Origin of the sequence: Verrucosispora sp. TAA-831 (assembly GCF_050780145.1) — a bacterium.
GTDB lineage: Bacteria > Actinomycetota > Actinomycetes > Mycobacteriales > Micromonosporaceae > Micromonospora.
Genome location: NZ_CP192240.1, coordinates 1,222,785 through 1,245,228, shown reverse-complemented (window position 1 = coordinate 1,245,228; position 22,444 = coordinate 1,222,785). Strand labels below are relative to the sequence as shown.

Here is a 22,444-nt window from a genome sequence, read left to right as displayed (position 1 = left end):
GTCACCGGGCGTGGATCACAGCGGGCCGAGGAGCAACCGGTAATGCTCGCCGAAGATGCGGTCGCCGCGTCCGCGCAGCAGCGGGTCGCGGAGCGCCGGCGGCACGTCGCGGGTCCGGTTGCGGTCCCGGGTCCGGTCCCGCACCCACCGGGTACGCGGCCGGCGGCGGCTCTCGTACGCGGTCAGCGCCGCCTCGACGCTCCCGGCGGCGCGCAGCGACTCGGCGAGCACCACCGCGTCCTCAAGGGCCATCGCGGCACCCTGGGACAGCGTCGGCGCGGTGGCGTGCGCGGCGTCACCGACCAGCAGTACCCGGCCCCGGTGCCAACGCCCGAGTTCGACCTCGTCGGTGACGCTGGCGTGCACCGTGCCGAGCGCGTCGAGCACCTCGGGCACCGGTCCGCCGTAGTCGCCGAACAGCTCGCGCAGCCGGGCCCTCGGGTCGGCCGGCGGGGCGGTGCCGGCCTCGTCGGCGTAGCAGTGCAGCCGACCGGCCCCGATCGGCACCACCAGGATCCCGCTGCGTTGACCGAGCAGCGCGGTCCAGTCCCGCACCGTCGGCCCGTCCCGCACCACGCTCCGGTAGACCACCTGACCGGCGGGACGGGGCGGGCCGCCGAGCGCGGCCAGCGCCCGGATCGAGGAACGCGGGCCGTCGGCACCGATGACCAGGTCGTACTCGGTCTGGGTGCCGTCGACGAAGGTGACGCCGACGGTGTTGGTCAGCAGGTCGATGGTGCGGACCTCGGCGCCGTGCCGGACCGCGCCACCGGCGCCGCTGAGCAGGACCCGGTGCAGGTCGGCACGGGGCATGGCCCGGCACTCGCCGACGCCGGCCCAGAGCGTGTCGAGGTCGACCTCGCACAGCGGCACACCGCCCGCGTCCAGGAAGCGCTGGCGGTGGATGAGCTGCCCGTAGGGGCGTACCGGGTCGTCGAGGTCGAGTCGGCGCAGCGCGCGGGCGGCGTTGCCCGGCAGATAGAGACCGGCGTCGGCGAGTTCGCCCGGCGGCGCCTTGTCGGTCACGTCGGGCCGGAAGCCCGCCAGGCGCAGCGCCCGGGCCACGGCCAGACCGGCGATGCCCGCGCCGACGACGAGAATGCGCAGGGGGGAGCTACGCATGGGGTTGTACGCCTCCGGAGGGGTCGGCACGCGTTGGAGGCAAGACACTACTCGGCGCAATCGGTGCACGCCAGAGGCAATTAGCCCACGACGGACATCCCTCGGCGCAGGCGCATCTCCCGACGGCGCTGCCCACCGCCCGGCTGGAGGGTCTACGGGCGCCCGATCGGCGCGTACGTGACACACGTCATAATTCACCTCAATCACCCCGGCCAGTTGCGCCCGTTGTTTCATGTATGTAAATGTGACGATGAGCACATGGGAGCGCTCCCGGAGCCCACCCACCCCCGGCGGCGAGCACCCCCACCGCTCCACTCGCACACCGTCCCGGCGTCCCTGACGCCGCAGCGCAAGGAGCATCATGAGACGTATCCTGCGGGCCATCACGGCCGTCGGCCTGCTCGCCGCCGGCTCCACCGTCGCCGTGGCCCTCGGCGGCACCGCCTCCGCCGACACCCTGATCTGCGAGCAGTACGGCAGCACGGTGATCCAGAACCGGTACGTGGTGCAGAACAACCGCTGGGGCACCACCGCCCAGCAGTGCATCAACGTGACCAGCAGCGGATTCGAGATCACCACCCAGAACGGCAGCAGCCCGACCAACGGTGCCCCCACCGCGTACCCGTCGGTCTTCGTCGGCTGCCACTACACCAACTGCTCCCCCGGCACCAACCTGCCCATCCAGGTCAGCCAGATCAGCAGCGCGACCAGCAGCATCAACTACCGGTACGTCAGCGGGGCCACCTACAACGCCTCGTACGACATCTGGCTCGACCCGTCGCCCAAGCGCGACGGCGTGAACCAGATGGAGATCATGATCTGGCTCAACCGGCAGGGCTCCATCCAGCCCATCGGCTCCCCCGTCGGCAACGCGAACATCGACGGCCGGAACTGGGAGGTCTGGCGCGGCAGCAACGGCTCCAACAACGTCATCTCGTACCTGTCGCCGTCTGCCATCAGCAGCGCGAACCTCAACCTGCTGGCCTTCATCAACGACACCCGCAACCGGGGGGCGATCACCAACTCCTGGTACCTGACCAGCATCCAGGCCGGCTTCGAGCCCTGGCAGGGCGGCACCGGCCTGGCCGTCACCAACTTCTCGGCCGCGGTCAACGGCGGTGGCACCAACCCGCCGCCCACCACCACCCCGCCGCCCTCGGGCAGCGGCGCGTGCGCGGTCAAGTACACCGCCAACTCGTGGAACAACGGCTTCACCGCCGACGTGCAGATCACCAACACCGGGTTGAGCACCGTCAACGGCTGGACGCTGGCGTACTCACTGCCCGCCGGACAGCAGATCACCAGTTCCTGGAACGCCACGGTGAGCCAGAGCGGATCCTCGGTGACCGCCCGGAACATCAACTGGAACGGCACGCTCGCGCCCGGGGCCACGGCCAGCTTCGGCTACCAGGGCTCACTGAGCGGGTCGTACTCCTCCCCCACCAACTTCACCCTCAACGGCGCCACCTGCTCCCGCTCCTAACCTGATGCAAGGAAGGGTCCCCTCCTAACGCCTCGTGCATAGGAGGGGACCCTTCCTAACATCCAGCCCACCTGAGTCACTCTGCCACCTCGGTCGGGCCTGCAGAACTGGCTGCCCCGACACGCAAGCAGAACCATCGGTGACTATCGAGGTCTAAGGTTCGGTGACGGCAACCGCGACGGCAACCCCAGCGAACGACGACGACCCGGCCCGGTCGCTGACTACGCACGGTTACCGACCCGAACGCGCGCCTTTCCTGGCCGCCCCGGCCATTTATGGCCGCCGCCTGTTCGATTACCGGCAATGATGTGATATTGAGCTTCGCCGTCAATCCGATGCCGGCCCACAGCACCGCAATTGTGAACCAGAACCGGGGTGCTGTCGGCGATCACATAGTACGTGTGGAGCGGCTACGACCATCGCGGCAGCAGCACGGTATGGATCGCGGCCCCGAGCTGGGAGATGATCAACTCTACTGACCGCCACGCATCGATGAACATCGATTTTGACAGCAGCCGTGACAGCAACCGGAGCATACGTGCACGCGCAGCAGCGCTTCCGATCCAGCCCGGCCCGAGGACCCGAGGGGTCAGCGGCTGCCGGTGGTGGTCAAGCGGACGACGGTGTCGATGCGGCGTCGGCGGCGCTGGTGTCGATCTGGTCGAGGGCGTGGCGGGCGGCGTCGTGGTCGAGGTGCGGGCGCAGCCTTCGGCGAGCCACTCCCCGTGACGCCCGCCGCGATGACATCGATGCATCTACATTTGTACTATATATCTGACATCAACCGGGACGCACAACTACAACCTTCAAGCGCACGACGGAGTGACGCCATCACCCAACGCGATAGCACCACTCCGTCGCGAGACACCTATCCAGTTATGGGCGCCGCACGTCGAGCTGGGCTTCCATTACTTCATCGACCCACCCACCGGAAACGCACACGACGGTGGCCGAGTCATCCGATTCACCTTTCGATGAAGGCGGCGCCGAAGAGGTCGCATCAGCCCCATTCTGACCTAATCCCCGAGGAACCATAGATAGAAATTGGAGCCGTTTTCGACCTGCCGACAAAGCGCCTCTATGTCTGACGCAGTTTCCCCACCCAGGACGTCGCGCACAGATTGACTTGCCACCTCCATCCTAAGCATTTCTGCCTGTCGCTCATTGAATATGGTGTCCGCATATGGGAGCAGTCCACCGAGACAGGGGAACTTCTCTCGATCGATCTGTGCTAGAGCCTCTGACCAGCGGATACCCCGGAGTAGAACCCCGCGCCACGATCTCACCCCCTTCAGAGCGCACCTGCATGTTTATCATCAGAGCACCTCAGTATGGGTGGACACTTTCCACCTCACCATTCTTAACCCACACTGCCACTGAATGTAGGTCATTCCCGTCCGCGTCATAACCAATCGGGTGCCGACTCTTAATGTTCAGGACGTGCCGGTGTGCGGCACCGGTACCGAGGTTCATGTCATCCATCGGCTTCCTCATCGCCAGCTTCGCCCAGTTGCGAATGTGATCCGGCGTAACTCAGTCCTCGAACTTAGATTTCTCGGCCCACTTCCAGGCATCGAAGCAGTAAGCCAGCCGGACCAAGGCCCTCGACCAAGATCCGACTGGCTCAAAACTGCTCTACAGGATCAAGCACCCGGCTACGCCGGACCGCGCGCACGCGCTACGGTCTACGGCCCCGCGCGCACGACCATCAACACCGGGCCGCTACCCAGGAGTACGGCAAACCCGCCAACCGAGGCCGCGACGATCCCTTCACCGATCACCCTCGGCAAGTGGCCCCGGGGATCGACGCCGCGCCGCTACGCGGCACGCCACCGAAGATCCACCCATCCACCCTGAACCGGCAAGAACTCATCGAAATATGTCGATGCAGCCGCTCGCGTGACGGCACCCGTGACGGCAACCCGAGTGGACACCGGCAGACTTTGACATCCCTCCGCTACGGGGCGTGATCACCAGGCCCGCGTTCCATGACACTTCACGAATCAGGAAACGACTGTCGATATGCCGCCAGGTGCCCAGGGTCGCCTTGTCGCAGAATCGCTACCCGACTGCCTCATCGCCAATTGCCCGCAAGACGTCTGCCAGCCATACGAGCCCGTAGCCTAGCGCCTCAGATCGCCCTTCAAGCATCTCCCGAAGGTTATCCCAGGACTCGGAAACCTGCCCAATCGTGAACTCATTCGGCTCTTTATAGACGTCGTACCGGTCGGCGGCCGGTATCGACCAAAAGTAGTCCCGAGAGGTTGCCAACCGCCCGTCACCGCTCTTGGCGATATGAGCCATGAGCAGCTCGAACACTCGCCGCAGCTCATCCACCTTCACCTGAACAACTGGTTCCGACATCAGCACATACCGCCAAGTGACTTTAGGTTGTCCACCTGCTTCTGGAAGCCCCCGATTTCTTTCTCAAGGTGGTTGATTCGGCCATTGATGATACGCTGTCTGACCTCGTCGTTCGGCGCATTCTTCAACAACCCTTGGTTGTCATAGGCCCACGGGTCAGCCCTGTAGGCGTCGAGCTTTGCCTGGTGCTCAGCGATCCTCGCCTCAAGTGACCTGATGGACTTCAACTGCTCCGGCGTGAGCTCTCCACCGTCGTTGTGGACGAGCACCGGTGTGGTGCCGGCCAGCACATAGTACGTGTGGATGCCCGCGACGGTCAGATTGTAGGCCTGGCCCGGTGCAGTGGTGCGCGGATCGAGGCCAACGACAGCGATCGTCTCGCCGGAGGCGGTGCGCAGGTGGTCGCCCCGGTCTAGGTCTTGGCTGTCCTGCCACTCCCGGTCGGTCTCGTTCCAGAACGGATGGTCGTCGGTGGTCGCGAGGGAGCCGCCCTCGACCTTGAGGTCGACCAACTGGTCTTCATGCACCCAGACATGGGTGACCTCACGCGGCCCGTCCTCCCCGGTCTCGGGGTCGGTTGCCAGCACCATGTCGCCGACCTTGATGTTCCTGATCGGCTTGGTGCTGCCGTCAGCCATCAACACTTCGGTGTCACCACTGAAACTCTTCAGCCCGCAAGCGATGAGTTGGTTCAACGGATTGTGGTGGCTGGCCTGGGCGAGGTCGACGAGTTCGTCGCCGAGTTTGAGAGCTCCCTTCCCCTTGCCTACTGGGATTAATCCCACGGCCGTCCACGCGCACCCGCTCACCTCGCCACCCAGGCATGCCCGAGCGTCGTTGTAGCCGGAGAGTTCAAGCCCCAGGTTGAGAAGGAAACCGTGCGCAGCGGAACTCTCCTCCGCTCGGATCTTGTCGCACAGGGCTTTGTCGTTGATGCAGATGGTCCGCCGCAACACGTCGATCTGCTGAGATTCTTGCAATTGGTTGAAGGTTAGGCCCCTGCGCCAACCATTCCAGCACGTGTCGAATTCGTCGCACCCGTACTTGTTGATGACCTGTTCGATGGTGACCTGGTTACCGCCGCCTCGCCCTGAGTTGCCGCCGCCACCCTGGTTGCCGCCGCCTGGTCTGCCACCGCCTCCAGGGTTGCCGCCTCCAGGGTTGCCGCCTCCTGGCCTGCCACCACCGGGGCTGCCTCCGCCCGGCGGGCTTCCCCAGTTCGGATTCGGGTTACACGACGGGCTGTCTACACACTGGCCGCCCCCGGGGTCGAGGCCAGACGGGTCGGACAGGCTGATCGGGCTGTTGTTGGCGTAGGAGTACCCGTGATGCTGCTGTGGGCTGGCCAGGTCCATCACCGGGTCGACCGAGACGAACCGGCCGAGTGACGGGTCGTAGTGGCGCGCGCCGATACTGGTCAAACCGGTGGGATCGATGTCGCCGCCGACGAAGCCCTTCTGATTCGGCCATACCGGGCTCGTCCTGAGCGCACCGTACGGAAGCTGCCGCCGGATCGTCGCCTGCTGGGTGCTGGCTGCCACCACCGCGTGCTGGGTTCCCTGGTGGTCGACATAGAGCCAGGTCAGGCCTGCTGCGGTACGCATGGCACAGACCTGTCCGCTGAAGCTGTAGTAGCGCGTTCCGGTCAGTCCACCGCCGGAGTCACGCCGTAGTTCCTGGCCCGGCAGATAGAGAGTGGTGCCAGTGGCGTCCCGACGGATCCATCGTGCGCCGTCGGCGTCATGGATGTTGGTCGCCACCGTGTTGCCCGCCACGCTGACGGAACTGAGTCGTCCTTCGGCGTCCCAGGCCAGGGTTTGCGAACCGCCGCCCGCCGGGCAGGTGTTCGCCCCGGTCGACGTGGGCCGGCAGACGGTATTGCCGGCGTTGTCGTAGGCGTAGCGGGTGACGACGTCCGCAGCACCGGTGATCTTGGTGGTCACCGCGGTCACGGCGTGTGGCCGCGTCGCATTCGTGCCTCCGGTGGGCAGCGTGTAGTCCCGGGTGATCTCGCTCGTGAGGTTCCGAGCGACCTCCTTCGTACGGTTACCGACCGCGTCGATCGTCCAGTCGAACCAGTACGGCGCAGGTCCTCCGAGGTTGGCGAGCGACGGTACGGCCTTACAGTTCACACCGTCCTTCGGTGTCCAAGCGTTGATCAGCCGGCCCAACGGGTCTTCGTTGAAGCATTGGGTGTCGGCTGACCCGGCCCCCGGAGCATCCGCGATCGAAGTGACGTTGCCGGCGGGCAAATAGTCGTAGCGACGGTCGGACACCGTGCCCGTGGCGGACTCCGGTTTGACGGAGACTCGTTTGATGCGACGGGTCGCCTCGTCGTAGTAGCGGGCGTCCTCGACGTAAAGGCTGTTCGTGGTCTTCCGAGTGGTGACGTTCGGCTCGCCGTAGACCGTGTAGGTCTGCGACGCGACATAGTGGCCGACACCGATCCCAGTTGTATTCAACTGCGTGGGAAGTCCGGTGACCTGGTCGTAGACGGTCGTTACGGTTTCGTTGGTCAGACCGCCGCCTTCGGGGTACGTCATCGTCGTCGGACTGCCCTCGTAGGGCGAGTATCCATAGCCGAAGCTCCATGTCTTCGCCAGTCCGTCGCCCTCGACGGCGGGGACCACGTAGTTCACATTGGTGGGCTGGTACCGGCTGTTGAAGCCGCCGACCATCCACTTGTAGATGTTGGCCGACCCTGCCGGTTCGTAGCGGTACGCCTCGGTGAGCTTGCCCTTCGCGCCGACGGTCGAGCCGGTGTACAGCCGGTCGTACTTCCACTGCGCCCGTAGCGCTCCGGTGGCCGAGTCGTCACGCAGGGCCGTCTTCCGGCCGAGCACATCGTAGACGTACCAGAGTTCCTCGCCCCTCGGATCGCGAACCTTCTCCAACTCGTTGAAGTCGTTGTACGAGTTGACGGTCGCACCCCGGTCGGGATCGACGGTCTCGACCTGCCGTCCTCTGACGTCGTATCGGTAGGTCCACTGGTTGCCGACGTCATCGGCGACCTTGGTCAGTTGGTCCTTCCCGTTGTACGTGTACCAGGTCGATTGGAAGGGACCGCTCACACCGGCTGCGGTGGTGTGCTGACGCAGCTCGACCGTACGACCCTGGACGTCGACGACACTGGTGGTGGCGGTGCCCCCTTCCGGTGGTGTGATCCGGGTCAGGTTGCCCTCGTAGGACCGTGTGGTCCGCCACTTCTCGACCAGGCTGTCGACGTCGTTACCAGCCAACAGGATCTCGGCGGTCGGCCGGCCTGCGTTGTCATAAACGGTCGTGTTGACGGCTGGCACCGACCACTCTGGCTCAAACCAAAGCGCCCCAGAGGGGCTGCCCGGCTCGACGTGCGGCCGATAGCTGCTGCTCGGCCGTCCGACGCGGTCATAGATGGTGTCCGTCACCACCCGTCCGCCGCCGACGCCCGCCATCTGGGTCTGGCGCGGCCGCAGCAGTGAATCCAGGATCTGGTACGAGGTCAGGTAACCGCCACCGGCGTTCAGAACCTTCGACTGCACGTACGGGTAGGAGCCACGATTCGACGCGAAGTGGTAGGTGTACTCGGCTGACGGCGAGTTCTCGTGACCTGTGTAGCTCCAGCCGAGTCGCCACACCTTCGACACCCGGCCCAGAGCGTCGTACACGATCTTCGTTTGACCGTTGTTCTGGTCCGTGCTGACGTCGGTGGAGCCCCAGTAGGGGTTCGGCTGCGTGCTCTCGGTCCAGTTGAACGGTGCTGGCCGTGTGGTCGCGACCTTGGTGACCGGACCACCCGAAGCGGGCGTGTACGCGGTGGTGACGACGTTACCCTTGAGATCGGTCGTGCTGGCGACCCGACCGAAGGCGTCGAACGTGCTCTGCGCAGTGGTCTGCCAGACCGTCCCGGCGGCAGCGCTCCAGTCCTTCAGCGCCTCCGAGCGCGTCACGTTGCCGTAGATCGGTTTGTCGTCGGGGTTGTCGGCCCCGTCGTAGTAGTTGCGGGTGTCGGACAAGATGTGGTCCTGGCTGGTGGGCGCCCGACCACAGGTGAGGGTCGTTGTCGTCGTCTGCTTGACGGTCCCGGTCAGGTTACGGTCGAGGTCACGGTTGTAGCGGTAGGTGGTGCACTTCTCGTCGCCCGTCCGGCCGACGTCACCGTCGGACTGAGTCCAGTCCACGGTGCCGTACGTGTCGTCGTAGCTCCATTCGGTCCGAGTCGTACGCCACCCGGCCGCACCGTCGACGCCCAGAGCCGTCGCGCTGTAGGAGACCCGGGTGTTGGTGTAGTGGGCCATGACGGTGTCCCCGTTGATGGTCCGTGATGCGGTGGGCGTGGACCGCCAGGGAACGTTGACGATCTTGCTGACCGGCTTCGACTCGCTGCCGTTGTAGACGGTTTCCTCACGCACCATCCCGGCGAACTGGTCATGGTCATGGACGGTTTCACTTCCCAGTGAAGCGGGCACCGTCACCGTGCGAGTACCCCCGGAGGGTGCAGCCCGGTCGGCGTGCATCCCTCGCAGGTAGGTGGCGACGTTCAGGGTCTGGGCACCGGTGACGTCACCAACCCGGGTCTTGACCGTCGCATAGCCACGAAACTGGTCCCAGGTCTTACGCTTCGGCTTGGTCAACCCGTCGTCGTCGGCATAGTGCCAGGCAGGGCCACCGACGTACTCGTAGTAGGTGAACACCGGTGGTGCCTGGCGTCCGGTCACATCCGTCGGGAGATCCGACTCGGACACGGACTTCACACGGTGTTTGTGCCACCACTCAGTCACCATTCTCTCGCCCGCTGGATCATCGGGGTCGATCACCCGCACGGGATAACAGCGCATGGTGTTGGAGTGTTCGTCGGTCGGCACATTTCCGGAACTGCACTGGGGAAGATCCCACTCGACATCGATCCTGGCACCGGCCTCGGTGATGATGAAATCGATGCGCTGCCAATTGTTGCTGGTGTTGTTCTGGGTACGGACCCGGTTGGGCAATGAGGTCGGCGTGAAGGTCACTGCCGGCATGGTGACCGTCCCACCGACGTGACCCGCGTGAACGATCTGGTCCAACCACAGTCCCGAATGTTCCGAGCCGTCGCCGGCTGACGGATACGAGTGACCGAGGGTCCACGAGTCGACCGCCTGCCAGGCGGGAACCGCCTTCGTGGTGTCCCAGACCTGTGTGGTGATCTTTGAAAGCCGTTTGGTCGACCAGAACGTCGGCGACCACTTGCGGTCACAGTTGTTACCGGTGCACTCCTGGTCCCAGGGAGTATCTGGCCAGTTGGCAGCGTCCTTCGTGCCACAGGAGGACCCGCTACAGCGGTCAGCCACAGTGAAGAGGACCTGCGCCTTCGGCGCGACCGAGCGGTCGCTCGCTCCTCGGTCCCAGGTGCCGTAGTCGATTCGGGTCAGTCGGCCACCACGATCGTACGAGACGGCGTCGGTTGCGGTCAGGTTCCGGCCGTACTTGTTCGTGTCCTTGGCGTACCAGTACGAGATCGTGTTGCCATGTGGATCCACCACGTAGTCGAGATTCCATCGCCACGCCTGGGAGCAGAACGAACTGGTGAAGGAGCCGGAGTTGTAGCACGGTTCGTTGGGATTGTTTCCCGCCACCGGCACGGACCAGGTCGAATTGGTCGTTGAGGACTGCCCTGGCGGACTATGCAGTCCGAAGAAGTACTGGGTGCCGTCGGTCGTGGTGACCTTCCAGTACTCTCCGTTGTCGTCGCCGTTACCGCCGCCGGTCAGCTTCTCGATCTTCGCGCCGTCTTCGTTGCGAGAGTGCCAACCCTTGCCGGCCTCGTGAACGAGTTCGCCCCCCTTACCGTTGAGGCTGAGGACGGCGTTGTCCGTGCGCCAACAGAGGTCACCCGTCTTGCGACCGTTGTTGCCTCCAGTCATGTCGTCACTGCACGGGACGTAACGACGCTCGATGTGTCCCGGCCAGAGATCGAACCCTTCGCCGAGCCACGAGGGCTGGTTGTTGGTCACCTCCGATCGACCATCGACGCTGGTCGAGGAGTACGAGATGCCCAACGAGGGCGAGAGGTCCCCGATGGCCGGTGGAACCCGCATCGGATAGCTCCATGAGAAGTCACCCGAGTTGCCGCCGGCGCTCCAGGTCGCTGATGAGGACAGCGGGCTGGCGCCGAAATCACCACTCGGTCCCGAAGCATCAGCGGCGAGTGCCACCAGCGTGCCGGGTGCGTCGGCTTCTTGAGCGAGACGTCCGAACCTCGGCCCGGATGCCAGAGCCTCGATCGGCACCTCAGCGGTCACCCGCGATGCGGTTGTCTCGTTCACCGAGTGCAGGGGCTCGGCGGAACAGTCCGGCGCCCCCGGAACGGTCAGCGCACACTCAGGCAGTTGCCACAGCCGCAGCCTGGAGGCCCAGTCTGCGCCATATGCCCAGCGGAAGCCGGAGTAGTCGACAGCCAGCCTGGCGGTACCCGACGACCCGCCATCGGTCGTCGCTACGCGCAGGACCACTCCGTCGCGCCATTCGGAAGGCACGGTCGTGCGGTCGATCACCTCGACGTCGATCCGTTCGAGTTGCTCTCCGGCTGGACCCTCGGCGCGGCCGATGTGGACTGGGAGAGAGTCGGCCTTGACCGTTCCGCCGGCCGCTCGCGCGGTATCCGGCAGCATCACCCGCGTCCTGCCGGCTGCCGGCCAGTCCGGCTTCGGGGGCGGGACTCTCCTCGGCGGCTCGTACGGCCAGGCTCTGGTCCGCAGTTCGCCGCCATCGTCGTCGAGCTTCTCGACCTGGGGCGGCAACTTCTCCGCTCCTTGAGGCGCCTGCGCCGCAGACGTCCCTGGGAATCCCACCACCGTGCTGCTGACCATCACGACCGCCAGCAGCCCATGCAGCACGCGTCGGCTGGTGGTGTGCGGGCTCGATCGTCGGCCCTGGAGCAGGTGTGCGCTCGAATCAGATTTCACAATGGCCTCCAGCGGGCGAGGGTGCGCTAGACCGATGGGAATTCGTTCATGCCGCGGCCGTCCGGCAACGGTTGATCCCAAACGCCGGAGAACCAAATAGAGAAGGACTCGAAAGACGTTGGCCCTACGTCTGCCCCAACGGTCGTACGTGGGCAGACGTCGCCCCCGTCACGAACTCGATACTTCGACCGCCTCAGCGGCGTAGATCGCACTTACCTGTGCATCCGTCATTGCGCCCTGGTAGACACTGATGTCATCTACCGCGCCATACAGGGGATCCCAGCCGTTGAAGCTCTGGCCGACCGCCAACGGACCCGTAGCCTGCCAGGGTTGCCAGCTGGACGATAGGGAGGTGGTGTTCTTCAGTTCCCCGTCTGCGTACATCCGCATCTGCCGACGTCCGACGTCGAGGACTGCGACCACGTGATGCCAACTGTCGGCGGCGGCCTGGGCGGGAGCGTTGGCGAAGTTCGCCCCACTGCCGTTGTCCGGCGTGCCTGAGGTGTTAAGGATCTTGAATCGCCACACACCGCCGTTGTCGGTGCTGTAGTAGAGGTAGAAGCCGGCGGTGCCGATTCCGTCCTGGACCAAGAGGACCTGGTTCACATCCGTACGGTCGAGGTTGGCCCATATGGAGACGGTGAACGACTGGTCGGTCCGCAGCACCGGCGTGTTGGCCCAGACGGTCTTCTCGTTGCCGTCCCCGTCAACGGTCACACCGGTCTTGTAGGCGCTCCGACCGAACTCGCGGGTGACCTCCCAGGGCTCGGCGTTCTCCTCAGGGAAGTAGAAGCCATCAAGGCGAAGCCCGTTGTCGCGGTTACCGGCACCAATCTCGGCCCCTCGTTGTAAAGCCAGCCAGCGGCCGAAGCCAGTACCGTCCATTGCGTCGCAGGTATCCGGGAGGTCCTGCAGATAGCAGGACCGGGCGACGCCGAAGTCCCAGCGACCGACCAGGACCGGCGCCAGGAAACCCGGCTCGTCCACGCCGCCCGCGAAGGGGTCGTCCTTCATGGCGCCGAGAAAGTCCTGTTCCAACAAGACCCGATCGAAGATCTGCACGTCCGCGATCTCGCCCTTGAAGAAGTGCTGGTTGGCACTGTTCGAGCGGCTTCGCCCCACAACGAGAGCGCCGGTAGCGGTGTAACCGCCACCACGGCTTGTGAGCCATGCCGCAGACGGGGTCACCGTGGAGACAAGCTTGCCATCGACGTAGAGCTTCACTTGGCGCTCGACCTCATCCCACACCCCCGCGACGTGAGTCCAACGCTGTATCGCCGTAGGGACGGTAGACGTGGCATCGACCAGGATTCCGCCGTCCTTGTCAGGGACTCGCATCCGGAATCGGTCGGCCGCGCAGTCGTATTCGAGCACGAAACCGCTGCTGATCGTCCCGTCAGCAGAGATCGCCGACAGGCTCGCGCAGCCCTGGTAGGAATCAACTTTTAACCAGGCCGCGACGCTGAAGGATCCTGCCGTGTTCACCGCCGGCTGGGAGGTGATCGCCTGGGTGGAGGTGCCGTTGAACGTAGCGACCTGCCCACCGACCAGACGACTCCCCTCCGTCCAGGTGAGGTTGCTGGGGCTCAGAGGAGTGTTCAGGCTGAGCGCGGGCTGTCTGTCCTCCAGTGCCTGTGGCTGTGTCTGCCCGGGGTAGGTCTCCAAGCCCCAGTGCGCCACCGGCGGACTGGGGCGGGCCACGACGATGTCGTGGCTGCCAGAACCCTCGTTCAAAGTGACGTCGACCGCCGAGACGAACAGGGTGTTCTGCCCGTACTTGGGAACGGTCAGGGTGACGGTGGCACTCTTCGGGCTACCGCTGGCCGCCACGACCGTGGTGGGACCGGTCCAGCCGTACTTGAACTGAGTGACATCGGTGTGGGACGAGGTGATCCGGACGGTCACGGGTGTACCCGGCCCCGAAGGAGGTGTCAGCACCGACACTTCGACCGGCGGCCGCGTCGTGTCGACCTTGAACTGACACCATCCGCTCCACTCGCTCGTGCGGTTGTACGGCGCCGGGTCGGTGGTACGGAGGCGGAACGCATACGTCTTGTCCTTCACGACGCTCACCTGAGTCGTGATGCCCAGACCACCGGCCGTCGCGGAGGCCCGATTGGGTGGTGTCCGACGCGTCGGGGAGGTGTCCGTCACGCTGCCCATTCCGCTGGCCGGCACCTCGATCCATTCATAGGTGCCAGTGAGGGTCTGGCCGGCATCCGCGTCGGGGTACACCGCCCCGAAGGTCGGCGTCAGCGTGCCGATGGAGATCACTCCGGAGGTGGGGCAGGCAACTCGCGCAACCTGCAGGCCAGTCGGCTTCCCCGGTTTCGAGTCGTAGTCGACGACCAGCTTCGCCTTGCCGGGTGCGAACTTCTTCCAGCGGCCCTGCGCGCTCTCATCGGTGCCGTCCGCGTCGCGTGCGCTAAAACCGACCGTGATCGAGTTCCACTCGTCGTCTGCTGCGGTTCTCACTTGAGTGAGGAAGGTACCGGACTCGAAGTTCATCGGCATATCGGCTTGCGGTGAGTCGCTGCAACCACTGCCCTTGTTGGCATGTCCCGAGGCGGCAGCAAGGTGCGATTTCAACGCCATGGACGAGAAGGAAGCCTTCATGGTGGCGTTGATCACCGGCGTGAGGTACATGTTGACGCGCGTGCTGTCACAGGACCACGAATGTTCCAACGTCATCCTGACATAGGCAGCATGGATGTACTTCTTCTTCAGCGACACCTTGCCGTTGGTGGTGGGAAACTGGAAGTACGAACGGAAGCGCACGTCAGTGCACGGACCCTCGGGGCTGTAACCCACCCGCGCCGTGGAGTAGTCCGTGTTGGTGCAGTTGTTGCTGGTGCCATAGGCCCATTTCGTCCGAGCGACGTCCCAAGCTGGATCGACGAAGATCGGAAATGTGGCCTCGCTGGAGTCGAGCAGCTCGGCGTCCGGCAGTAGGCGCAGGTGGCCGTCCTCCGTCACCTCGGTCTCCACCGGGGCGATACGAGCACCGTCACCCGCCGTCGTCGCGTCAGAGCTCGCCATTCGGGCTTCCGTGGAAGCAGGCGCCACACCTGACGGCAACGACGAGTCCCACATGATGGCAGGTTCGGTTTGGGCGAAGATCGTGCCGTCGACTGTCGCCTGCAGCTCACCGCCGGGCAACCGGCTGATCGAGGCGTCGCCGGCCCGCCGCAGGGTGATGGCACGGACCGCTGGATCGGCGGCGGCCTGCCTGGTCTTGAGAACCAGCACATGCGTGAAGCCGGTCCGGGTGGCCCGGAGAACCAGATCGGTATCGCCGAAGACGTCGACGTACGTAGCTGAGTCGCCTGAGATCCTCGGTGTGGGCAAACGGCCTGGCCAGGAGAAGCTCAGTGACTTGCCACCCCGGCGCAGTTCTACCATCGGCCGATCACCACCTCCGGAGAAGGCGACGTCGGCCACTGAGGCCACCGGACGGACCTGTCCGTCCGCACCGATCCTCAAGGTGAGATCCACATCGGTCCACGATCCGTCGTCACGGCGGGTACGTTGCGGCTCCACCGCAGACTCGAACTGAAGTCGCCCGTCCGGCTGCGCTACCACCTGGACGTACTCGCTGCGGGAGGGCTCGACCGCAACCGGCTGTTCGCAGGCGGCCGCCGTCGCGATCGCTGCCCGCTCGGAGTCTTCGGTGGCACCGCACGAGGGCGCCGCCGGGGACGGTACGGCGGTCAGCACGACCGCCCCAACCGACACCGTCGCCACCATCACCACGCCTGTGGCGACTCCTCCCAGCAGCCGTCTACGGAAGACTCCACCCTCGAGCCGTCCGGCAGACGACACGGACGAAACAGGGCTCTTGCCACGGTGAGAGAGAAATCCGGGCAGGTGCCAGCGAGCTACCAACATGTGATCCCCCGTGACCAACATCGATGATCAGCGAAAAGATATGAGGGACTTTCGAGGCCGTCAATGAGTCGTTCAGGGGGTTGCGCGCAGTCAAGATGTCACCTACGGAGCGCATCCGCTTGCCGGTCCAGCAGCAGCCATGGAGTCGTCCGAGTACGAGGACAGGTCCCACCTCCGAACTGCGGTCTGCCCACCGGCGGTGCCGTTGGCGATGGTGGCGGTCCACGGGGTGCTGCCCGACGCCCCGGGGCCACGAGGCAAGTGCGCATTTCACTGAGATCGTCGAACGACGATTCGAGCTGGTCTGGGGGTACCCTTCGCGCGAAGTCCTGGGAACCTCGTCGGCCGCCGTGATTGCCGAGATCGCCGCGGGCCCGCACACTGGCGGAGCCGACGATGGGAGGCCGGGTGTCCGCGCAGGTACGCCTCGACGGCGACGGGCTCGTGCTGCGCCCGTGGGCCGACCGCGACCTCGGCCAGCTCGTCGTGATCTTCGATCATCCGGAGATGGCCCATCGGCTACCGGTGGCCACGCCCTTCGACCGATCTGCGGCCGAGGCGTACCTGGCGAAGGCGCGGGCCTCCCGCGACCGGCTGTTACTGGCGGTCACCGGCGCCGACGACCTGGCCCGGGGCGAGGTGGTGCTCAACCTGGTCACCGGCGGCATCGGGTACGCGGTCGGGCCGCCCTATCGGGGCGAGCGGTTGGCCGCCCGGGCGCTGCGACTGCTGAGCGCGTACGCCGAGGCGACCCCGGGGCTGCCCCCGACGTACCTGGAGATCGAGGCGGACAACGCGGGCAGCATGGCCACCGCCCGAGCGGTCGGTTACCGGCCGACCGGGGGCGAGCCGGTCGTGGTCGACGAGGGCCGGCGCCGGCTCGTGCTGCACCGCTGGGAACGCGGCGCGGACCGCTCGCCCGCCGCGTGTTAGGAGGGGTCCCCTGCTATGCACGAGGCGTTAAGAAGGTGCCCTTCCTTTCACCCCGACCAGCGCGACCAGCGCGACCAGCGCGACCGGCGCGAGCGAGCAGCGCGGGTCAGGTGGTGCCGAGCGCGTCGATGTCGCGCATCTCCTCGGCGTTGAGGGAGAAGCCGAACACGTCGGCGTTGACCCGGATCCGGTCCGGGGTCACCGACTTGGGGATCGCCACGATCTCGTGGTCGAGGTGCCAGCGCAGCACCACCTGGGCGGGCGAGACGTTGTGCGCGCCGGCGATCCGGGTCAGCACCGGGTCCGACAGGTCACTGCTCTTGAACGGGCTGTAGCCCTCCAGCACCACGCCCCGGTCGCGGTGTTCGGCGTGCCGCTGCCGGTCGTACAGCCGGGGGCTCCACTTGATCTGGTTCACCGCCGGGTTCTCCTCCGTGGCCTGGATCAGCTCGTCGATCTGCGGGGTGCTGAAGTTGCTCACGCCGACCGCGCGGGCCAGGTCCGCGTCCCGGGCGGCGAGCATCTCCCGCCAGGTCGGGATCAGGTCACCGGGGTCGCTCGGCGGCCAGTGCAGCAGCCACAGGTCGACGTAGTCGACGCCGAGCGCGCGCAGGCTCTCCTCGATCGTCTCGCGTTCCCGGCCGACCTGGTCGGGCGGCAGCTTGGTGGTGATGAAGACGTCCTCGCGACGCAGCCCGCTCTCCCGGACCGCCCGGCCGACCTCCGCCTCGTTGCCGTACATGGTGGCGGTGTCGATGTGCCGGTAGCCCGCGTCCAGCGCGGCGAGCACCGCCTTGTAGCCGGTCTCGCCGGTGGCCTGCCAGGTGCCGAAGCCGAGCAGGGGGATCCGGACGTCACCGGGAAGGACGGCGGTGGGCTGGTCGACGTGGTCCATACCGACCGTTCTACCCCTGATCGTTGCCGCCATTCCCGGACCTGGGCACGTCGGCCCGGTTTGCCGGAGAATGTCATCGTGGCTGACCGGCTGGAGGAGTACCGGCGCAGGCGGGACGCGGCGCGTACCCCGGAACCGGTGCCGGCGACCGGGACCGGCCGGACCGGCGCGGACGGGGCCCGCTTCGTCATCCAGCAGCACCACGCCCGCAGCCTGCACTGGGACCTGCGGCTGGAGCACGACGGGGTGCTGGCCTCCTGGGCGGTGCCGCGCGGGCTGCCCCGCGAGCCGGGCCGCAACCATCTCGCCGTGCACACCGAGGACCACCCGATGGAGTACCTGGACTTCGCCGGTGAGATCCCGGCCGGCGAGTACGGCGGCGGCCGGATGATCATCCACGACCGGGGCACCTACCGCTGCGAGAAGTGGCAGGAGCGCGAGGTGGTGGTGGAGTTGCGCGGGCAGCGCACCACGGGGCGGTACGTACTGTTCGCCGCCGGTGGCCGCGACGGGCGGGACTGGATGGTGCGGCGCACCGATCCGCCGCCGCCCGGCTGGACGAGCATGCCCGAGCAGGTCGCGCCGATGCGCCCCACACCGGCCCGCCGACTCCCCGCCGACCAGGCCGCCTGGGGGTACGAGCTGCGCTGGGACGGGGTACGCGCGACGGCGTACGTCTCGGGCGGGCGGTTGCGGCTGCTCGCCGAGGACGGTTCGGAGATCACCGGCGCGTATCCCTGGCTGCGCCCGATGGCCGAGGCGATGGCACCGACCGAGGCGGTGCTCGACGGCGTCCTGGTCCGCATCGACCGGGCCGGTCGGGTCCGACCCGCCCGGGGTGGCCGGAGCACCACCGACGCCCAGTACCTGCTGGTCGACCTGCTCTGGCTGGAGGGTGTGAGCAGCGTCGACCTGCCCTATCCGCAGCGCCGGGAGTTGCTCGACGGTCTGGCGCTGGCCGGGCCGCACTGGCAGACTCCGCCGTGGTTCCCCGGCACCGGCGCCGAGGCCCTGCGTACCGCCCGTGAGCAGGGGTTGCCCGGGGTCGTGGCGAAGCGGCTGGACGCCGGCTACGAGCCCGGACGACGCAGCCCGGCGTGGCGCAGCGTCGACGCGAGCTGAGGGGACCATCGTGCACCTGACCCACCTGGAGTGCCCGCGCTGCGGCACCGAGCACGACGCGCACGTACCACAGAACCTCTGCGTGTGCGGCTCGCCGCTGCTGGCCCGCTACGACCTGGCGGCGGTGCGGCGGACGGTCGAGCCGGAACGGTTCGGGCTGCGCCCGGCCGACCTGTGGCGTTACCGGGAGCTGCTGCCGGTGGCGGATCCGACGTACGTGACCACGCTCGGTGAGGGCTGGACGCCGATGCTGCGCGCCCCGGCGTACGGCGCGGAGATCGGTGTGGACGACCTGCTGGTCAAGGACGAGGGGTTGACCCCGACCGGCTCGTTCAAGGCGCGCGGGGCCGCGGTGGGGGTGAGCCGGGCGCGGGAGTTGGGGGTGCGACGGATCGCCATGCCGACCAACGGCAACGCGGGCGCCGCCTGGGCCACCTATGCGGCCCGCGCCGGAATGGGCGCGACGATCGTCATGCCACTGTCCGCGCCGACCATCTGCCGCCGCGAGTGCGTGGCCGCCGGTGCGGACCTGCGCCTGGTCGACGGGTTGATCGGCGACGCTGGGCGGCAGGTCGCCGGGCTCGTCGCGGCCTCGGCCGGTTCGATCTTCGACGCCGGTACGCTGCGCGAGCCCTACCGGCTCGAAGGCAAGAAGACGATGGGGTACGAGATCGTCGAGCAGTTGGGCTGGCAGGTGCCCGACGTGATCATCTACCCGACCGGCGGCGGAGTGGGGCTGATCGGCATCCACAAGGCGCTCGGTGAGCTGCGCGAGCTGGGCTGGGTGGAGGACAGGCTGCCCCGGCTGGTGGCGGTGCAGTCCACCGGCTGCGCGCCGATCGTGCGCGCGTTCGCGGCCGGCGAGGACCGGGCGCAGCCGTGGGCGGACGCGCACACGGTGGCGTTCGGCATCACCGTGCCCGCGCCGCTCGGCGACGAGCTGATCCTGACCGCGTTGCGCGCCACCGCCGGGACCGCGATCGCGGTCGACGACGCCGAGATCCTCGCCGACCTGCGGGACTTCGCGGCTCGTGAGGGGCTGCTGCTCTGCCCGGAGGGGGCGGCCTGTCTGACCGCCGCCCGCAGGTTGCGCGCCGGTGGCTGGATCCGCGCGGGCGAGCGGGTGGTGGTGCTCAACACCGGGTCTGGCTTGAAGTACCCGGAGACGGTGGACGTGAGCGGCGTACCGCTGCTGCCCGCCTGACGTCTCCGGACGGTCACTGCGCGGCCGGGTCGGTCAGCCGCCAGGCGGCGTTGACCAGGCCGATGTGCGACAACGCCTGCGGGGTGTTGCCGAGCTGCGCCCCGGTGGTCAGGTCGATCTGTTCGCTGAGCAGTCCGACGTCGTTGGCGTGCCCGGCCACCTGCTCGAACAGCCGGGCGGCCCGGTCCTGCTCACCGGCCAGCACCAGGCACTCCACCAGCCAGAACGAGCAGAGCAGGAAGCCCGCCGGGTCGGTGTCCCAGCGGCGGACCAGGCCGCCCTCGCCGCCGAGTTCCCGTTCCACGGCGGCGATGGTCGCGCGCATCCGGGGGTCGGTCGCCGGCAGGAAGCCCACCACCGGCAGGTACAGCACCGCGGCGTCCAGTTCGGGCGAGCCGAACGCGCCGGTGAAGACGCCCCGCTCCCGGCTGAAGCCGTCGCGGAGCACGGTGGCCCGGATCTCGTCCCGGACGCCCGCCCAGCGCCGGGGGTCGGCCCGCTCACCGAGGTGGGGTGCCAGCCGTACCGCCTTGTCCAGCGCCACCCAGCAGAGCGCCTTCGACGCCACGTAGTGCCGGTCGGTGTCCCGGGTCTCCCACATGCCCCGGTCCGGCAGGTGCCAGGTGGCGGCCACCTGTTCGGTCAGGCCGAGCACCATCTCCCGCACCTCGGTGCCGAACGACTCGCCGAGGTGGTCGCGCAGACGCCACACCGCCGACACCATCTCGCCGGGCACGTCGAGTTGGCGCTGCCGCCAGGCGTCGTTGCCGATCCGCACGGGGGAGCTGCCCGCGTAGCCGGCCAGGCCGGGGCAGTGGTGCTCGGTGACGTCCCGCTCGCCCTCCAGGCCGAACAGCACCGGCACCGGTTCGGCGCCGATCCGACCGATCGAGCGGGCCGCCCAGTCGAACAGCCGGGACGTCTCGGTGGGGCAGGCCGCCACCCAGAGCGCACGCATCGTCATCGCGAAGTCGCGGAGCCAGGAGAAGCGGTAGTCGTAGTTGCGGTCACCGCCGATCCGCTCCGGCAACGACGTGGTCGGTGCCGCGACGACCGCGCCACTGCGGGCGTACGTGAGGCCGGTGAGCACCGTCGAACTGTGCCGGACCACGTCCGGGTATCGACCGTCGTAGTGGTGCGTGTCGCGGAAGGAGCGCCAGGTGCGTACGGTGTCCGCCAGCCGCCGGACCGGGTCCAGCGCGGGCGGCCTCGCGCCGTAGGTCGGGGCGTACGCGACCTCGAAGCCGAGCACCTGCCCCTCGTCGATCTCGAAGACGTGCCGCACCCGGTCGTGGTCGGCGGTCAGCCGCATCCCGGCGCCGCGCAGCGTCAGCTCGACCGGCCCGGCGACGGCCCGCACCCCGCCGTCGTCCAGTTCGTGCAGGTAGGGCGTGAGCAGGCTGTACTCCGGTCGGGGCCGGAAGTCGAGCGCCATCCGTACCCGGCCGGAGAGCCCTTCCACGACGCGCAGCAGCACGGCCGGCGACCGCAGGCCGAGTTCGTGGCCCCGGGCACCGGCCTCGGCGGCGAGCGCGTCGGTGACGGCGACGCGGCCTTCCGGGGTCTGGTGCACGGTCCGTAGCACCAGGGTGTCCGGTCGGTAGGCCCGCTGCACCCGGTGCCCGGCGCTCCCGGCGGCGACCGGCGCGAGCCGCCAGTGACCGCCGTCGGCGTCGAGCAGCCGCGCGAAGACGGCGGGCGAGTCGAACCGGTTCGGGCACCACCAGTCGACCGAGCCGTCCCGCCCGACCAGCGCGCCCGATCGGCAGTCGGAGAGGAACGCGTAGTCGGCGATCGGCGGCTGCACCATCCGGTACGCGTACCCGGATCCTCGACCACATCACGCCGGCCCGCAGGCCCCGGGCCGGCGGGACGGGTCAGGAGGTCGGCGGCTCGTCCTCGCCGGCGGCCTCGGCCGCGTCGGCCTCCTCCTTGGTCTTGTGCACCGCCTGGTCGGCGTGCTCCGGCGGCCCGTAGACGGTGTAGAGCACCAGCGGGTTCGGTCCGGTGTTGACGAAGTTGTGCTTCGTCCCGGCCGGCACCACCACGAGGTCACCCTGGACGACCTCGCGCTTCTCGCCGGCCACCCGGGCCTCGCCGGTGCCGCTGACGAAGGTGAGGATCTGGTCGATGTCCTCGTGGACCTCCTCGCCGATCTCACCGCCCGCCGGAATCGTCATGATCACCAGTTGGGTCTGCTTCCCGGTCCACAGCACGCGCCGGAAGTCCGGGCTCTTCTCGGCGACCGTGGCGATAGTGAAGTGCTCCATGCCCGGCACATACCCCGTTGCGACCCGCTCCACGCCGGGACTTGCAGATAGTGGAATTGCGCACGATCCGAGGGTTTGCCGGCACGCGGAACGGGGATCGACACGACCAGCCGGCACTGGTCGGCCATGCCAGGTCCCCGCCGACGTACCGCCGTACGGGCTGCGGTGGCGGGAGACGGCTGAGCGCGGCGACGTTCGGGTCCTCGGGGATCGAACGGCGCCGTGCGCTCGTGTCCGGGT

11 protein-coding genes are annotated in these 22,444 nt (G+C 67.4%); 4 read left to right on the top strand and 7 right to left on the bottom strand.

The features are described from left to right. Positions 1-15: 15 nt before the first annotated feature. Positions 16-1,122: an FAD-dependent monooxygenase gene (locus tag ACQVFL_RS05655; RefSeq protein WP_396697847.1), complete on the bottom strand. Its 1,107-nt coding sequence runs from the start codon at positions 1,120-1,122 to the stop codon at positions 16-18. Between the two features lie 361 nt (positions 1,123-1,483). Between ACQVFL_RS05655 and ACQVFL_RS05650 the strand changes: the two genes are divergently transcribed. Continuing rightward, on the top strand, positions 1,484-2,605 hold the full coding sequence (locus ACQVFL_RS05650; RefSeq protein WP_431728846.1) for a GH12 family glycosyl hydrolase domain-containing protein: 1,122 nt from the start codon (positions 1,484-1,486) through the stop codon (positions 2,603-2,605). Between the two features lie 2,061 nt (positions 2,606-4,666). Here ACQVFL_RS05650 and ACQVFL_RS05645 read toward each other — a convergent pair. From ACQVFL_RS05645 to ACQVFL_RS05635, 3 genes are all read right to left on the bottom strand, one after another. Continuing rightward, positions 4,667-4,969, bottom strand: a complete 303-nt coding sequence (locus ACQVFL_RS05645) for a hypothetical protein (protein ID WP_431728845.1) — start codon at positions 4,967-4,969, stop codon at positions 4,667-4,669. Continuing rightward, positions 4,969-11,823, bottom strand: coding sequence for a polymorphic toxin-type HINT domain-containing protein (locus ACQVFL_RS05640; protein ID WP_431728844.1), 6,855 nt, complete (start codon positions 11,821-11,823; stop codon positions 4,969-4,971). The genes ACQVFL_RS05645 and ACQVFL_RS05640 overlap by 1 nt, the downstream gene beginning before the upstream one ends. A 237-nt stretch (positions 11,824-12,060) precedes the next feature. Beyond that, the gene (locus ACQVFL_RS05635; protein WP_431729772.1) at positions 12,061-15,639 is read right to left on the bottom strand and encodes a LamG domain-containing protein; all 3,579 of its coding nucleotides are present in this window, start codon (positions 15,637-15,639) and stop codon (positions 12,061-12,063) included. 537 nt (positions 15,640-16,176) lie between these two features. On the opposite strand from ACQVFL_RS05635, the gene ACQVFL_RS05630 reads away from it, so the two are divergent. Further along, the gene (locus ACQVFL_RS05630; RefSeq protein WP_431728843.1) at positions 16,177-16,713 is read left to right on the top strand and encodes a GNAT family N-acetyltransferase; all 537 of its coding nucleotides are present in this window, start codon (positions 16,177-16,179) and stop codon (positions 16,711-16,713) included. A 106-nt stretch (positions 16,714-16,819) separates the two neighbouring features. Here the strand turns inward: ACQVFL_RS05630 and ACQVFL_RS05625 are convergent, their stop codons facing one another. Further along, positions 16,820-17,608 carry an aldo/keto reductase gene (locus tag ACQVFL_RS05625; protein ID WP_396697857.1) on the bottom strand — a complete coding sequence of 263 codons (789 nt, stop codon included), beginning with the start codon at positions 17,606-17,608 and terminating at the stop codon, positions 16,820-16,822. A gap of 78 nt (positions 17,609-17,686) precedes the next feature. On the opposite strand from ACQVFL_RS05625, the gene ACQVFL_RS05620 reads away from it, so the two are divergent. Beyond that, complete coding sequence (locus ACQVFL_RS05620) at positions 17,687-18,730, top strand: DNA polymerase ligase N-terminal domain-containing protein (RefSeq protein ID WP_396697859.1); 1,044 nt, start codon at positions 17,687-17,689, stop codon at positions 18,728-18,730. A 10-nt stretch (positions 18,731-18,740) separates the two neighbouring features. Further along, positions 18,741-19,934 (top strand): threonine synthase, encoded by a 1,194-nt coding sequence (locus ACQVFL_RS05615; protein ID WP_431728842.1) that lies wholly within the window; start codon positions 18,741-18,743, stop codon positions 19,932-19,934. A 13-nt stretch (positions 19,935-19,947) separates the two neighbouring features. On the opposite strand, the gene ACQVFL_RS05610 is transcribed toward ACQVFL_RS05615, so the two are convergent. Then, the gene (locus ACQVFL_RS05610; RefSeq protein WP_431728841.1) at positions 19,948-21,744 is read right to left on the bottom strand and encodes a glycoside hydrolase family 15 protein; all 1,797 of its coding nucleotides are present in this window, start codon (positions 21,742-21,744) and stop codon (positions 19,948-19,950) included. A gap of 67 nt (positions 21,745-21,811) precedes the next feature. Further along, on the bottom strand, positions 21,812-22,204 hold the full coding sequence (locus tag ACQVFL_RS05605) for a cupin domain-containing protein (protein WP_396697867.1): 393 nt from the start codon (positions 22,202-22,204) through the stop codon (positions 21,812-21,814). Positions 22,205-22,444: the final 240 nt, after the last annotated feature.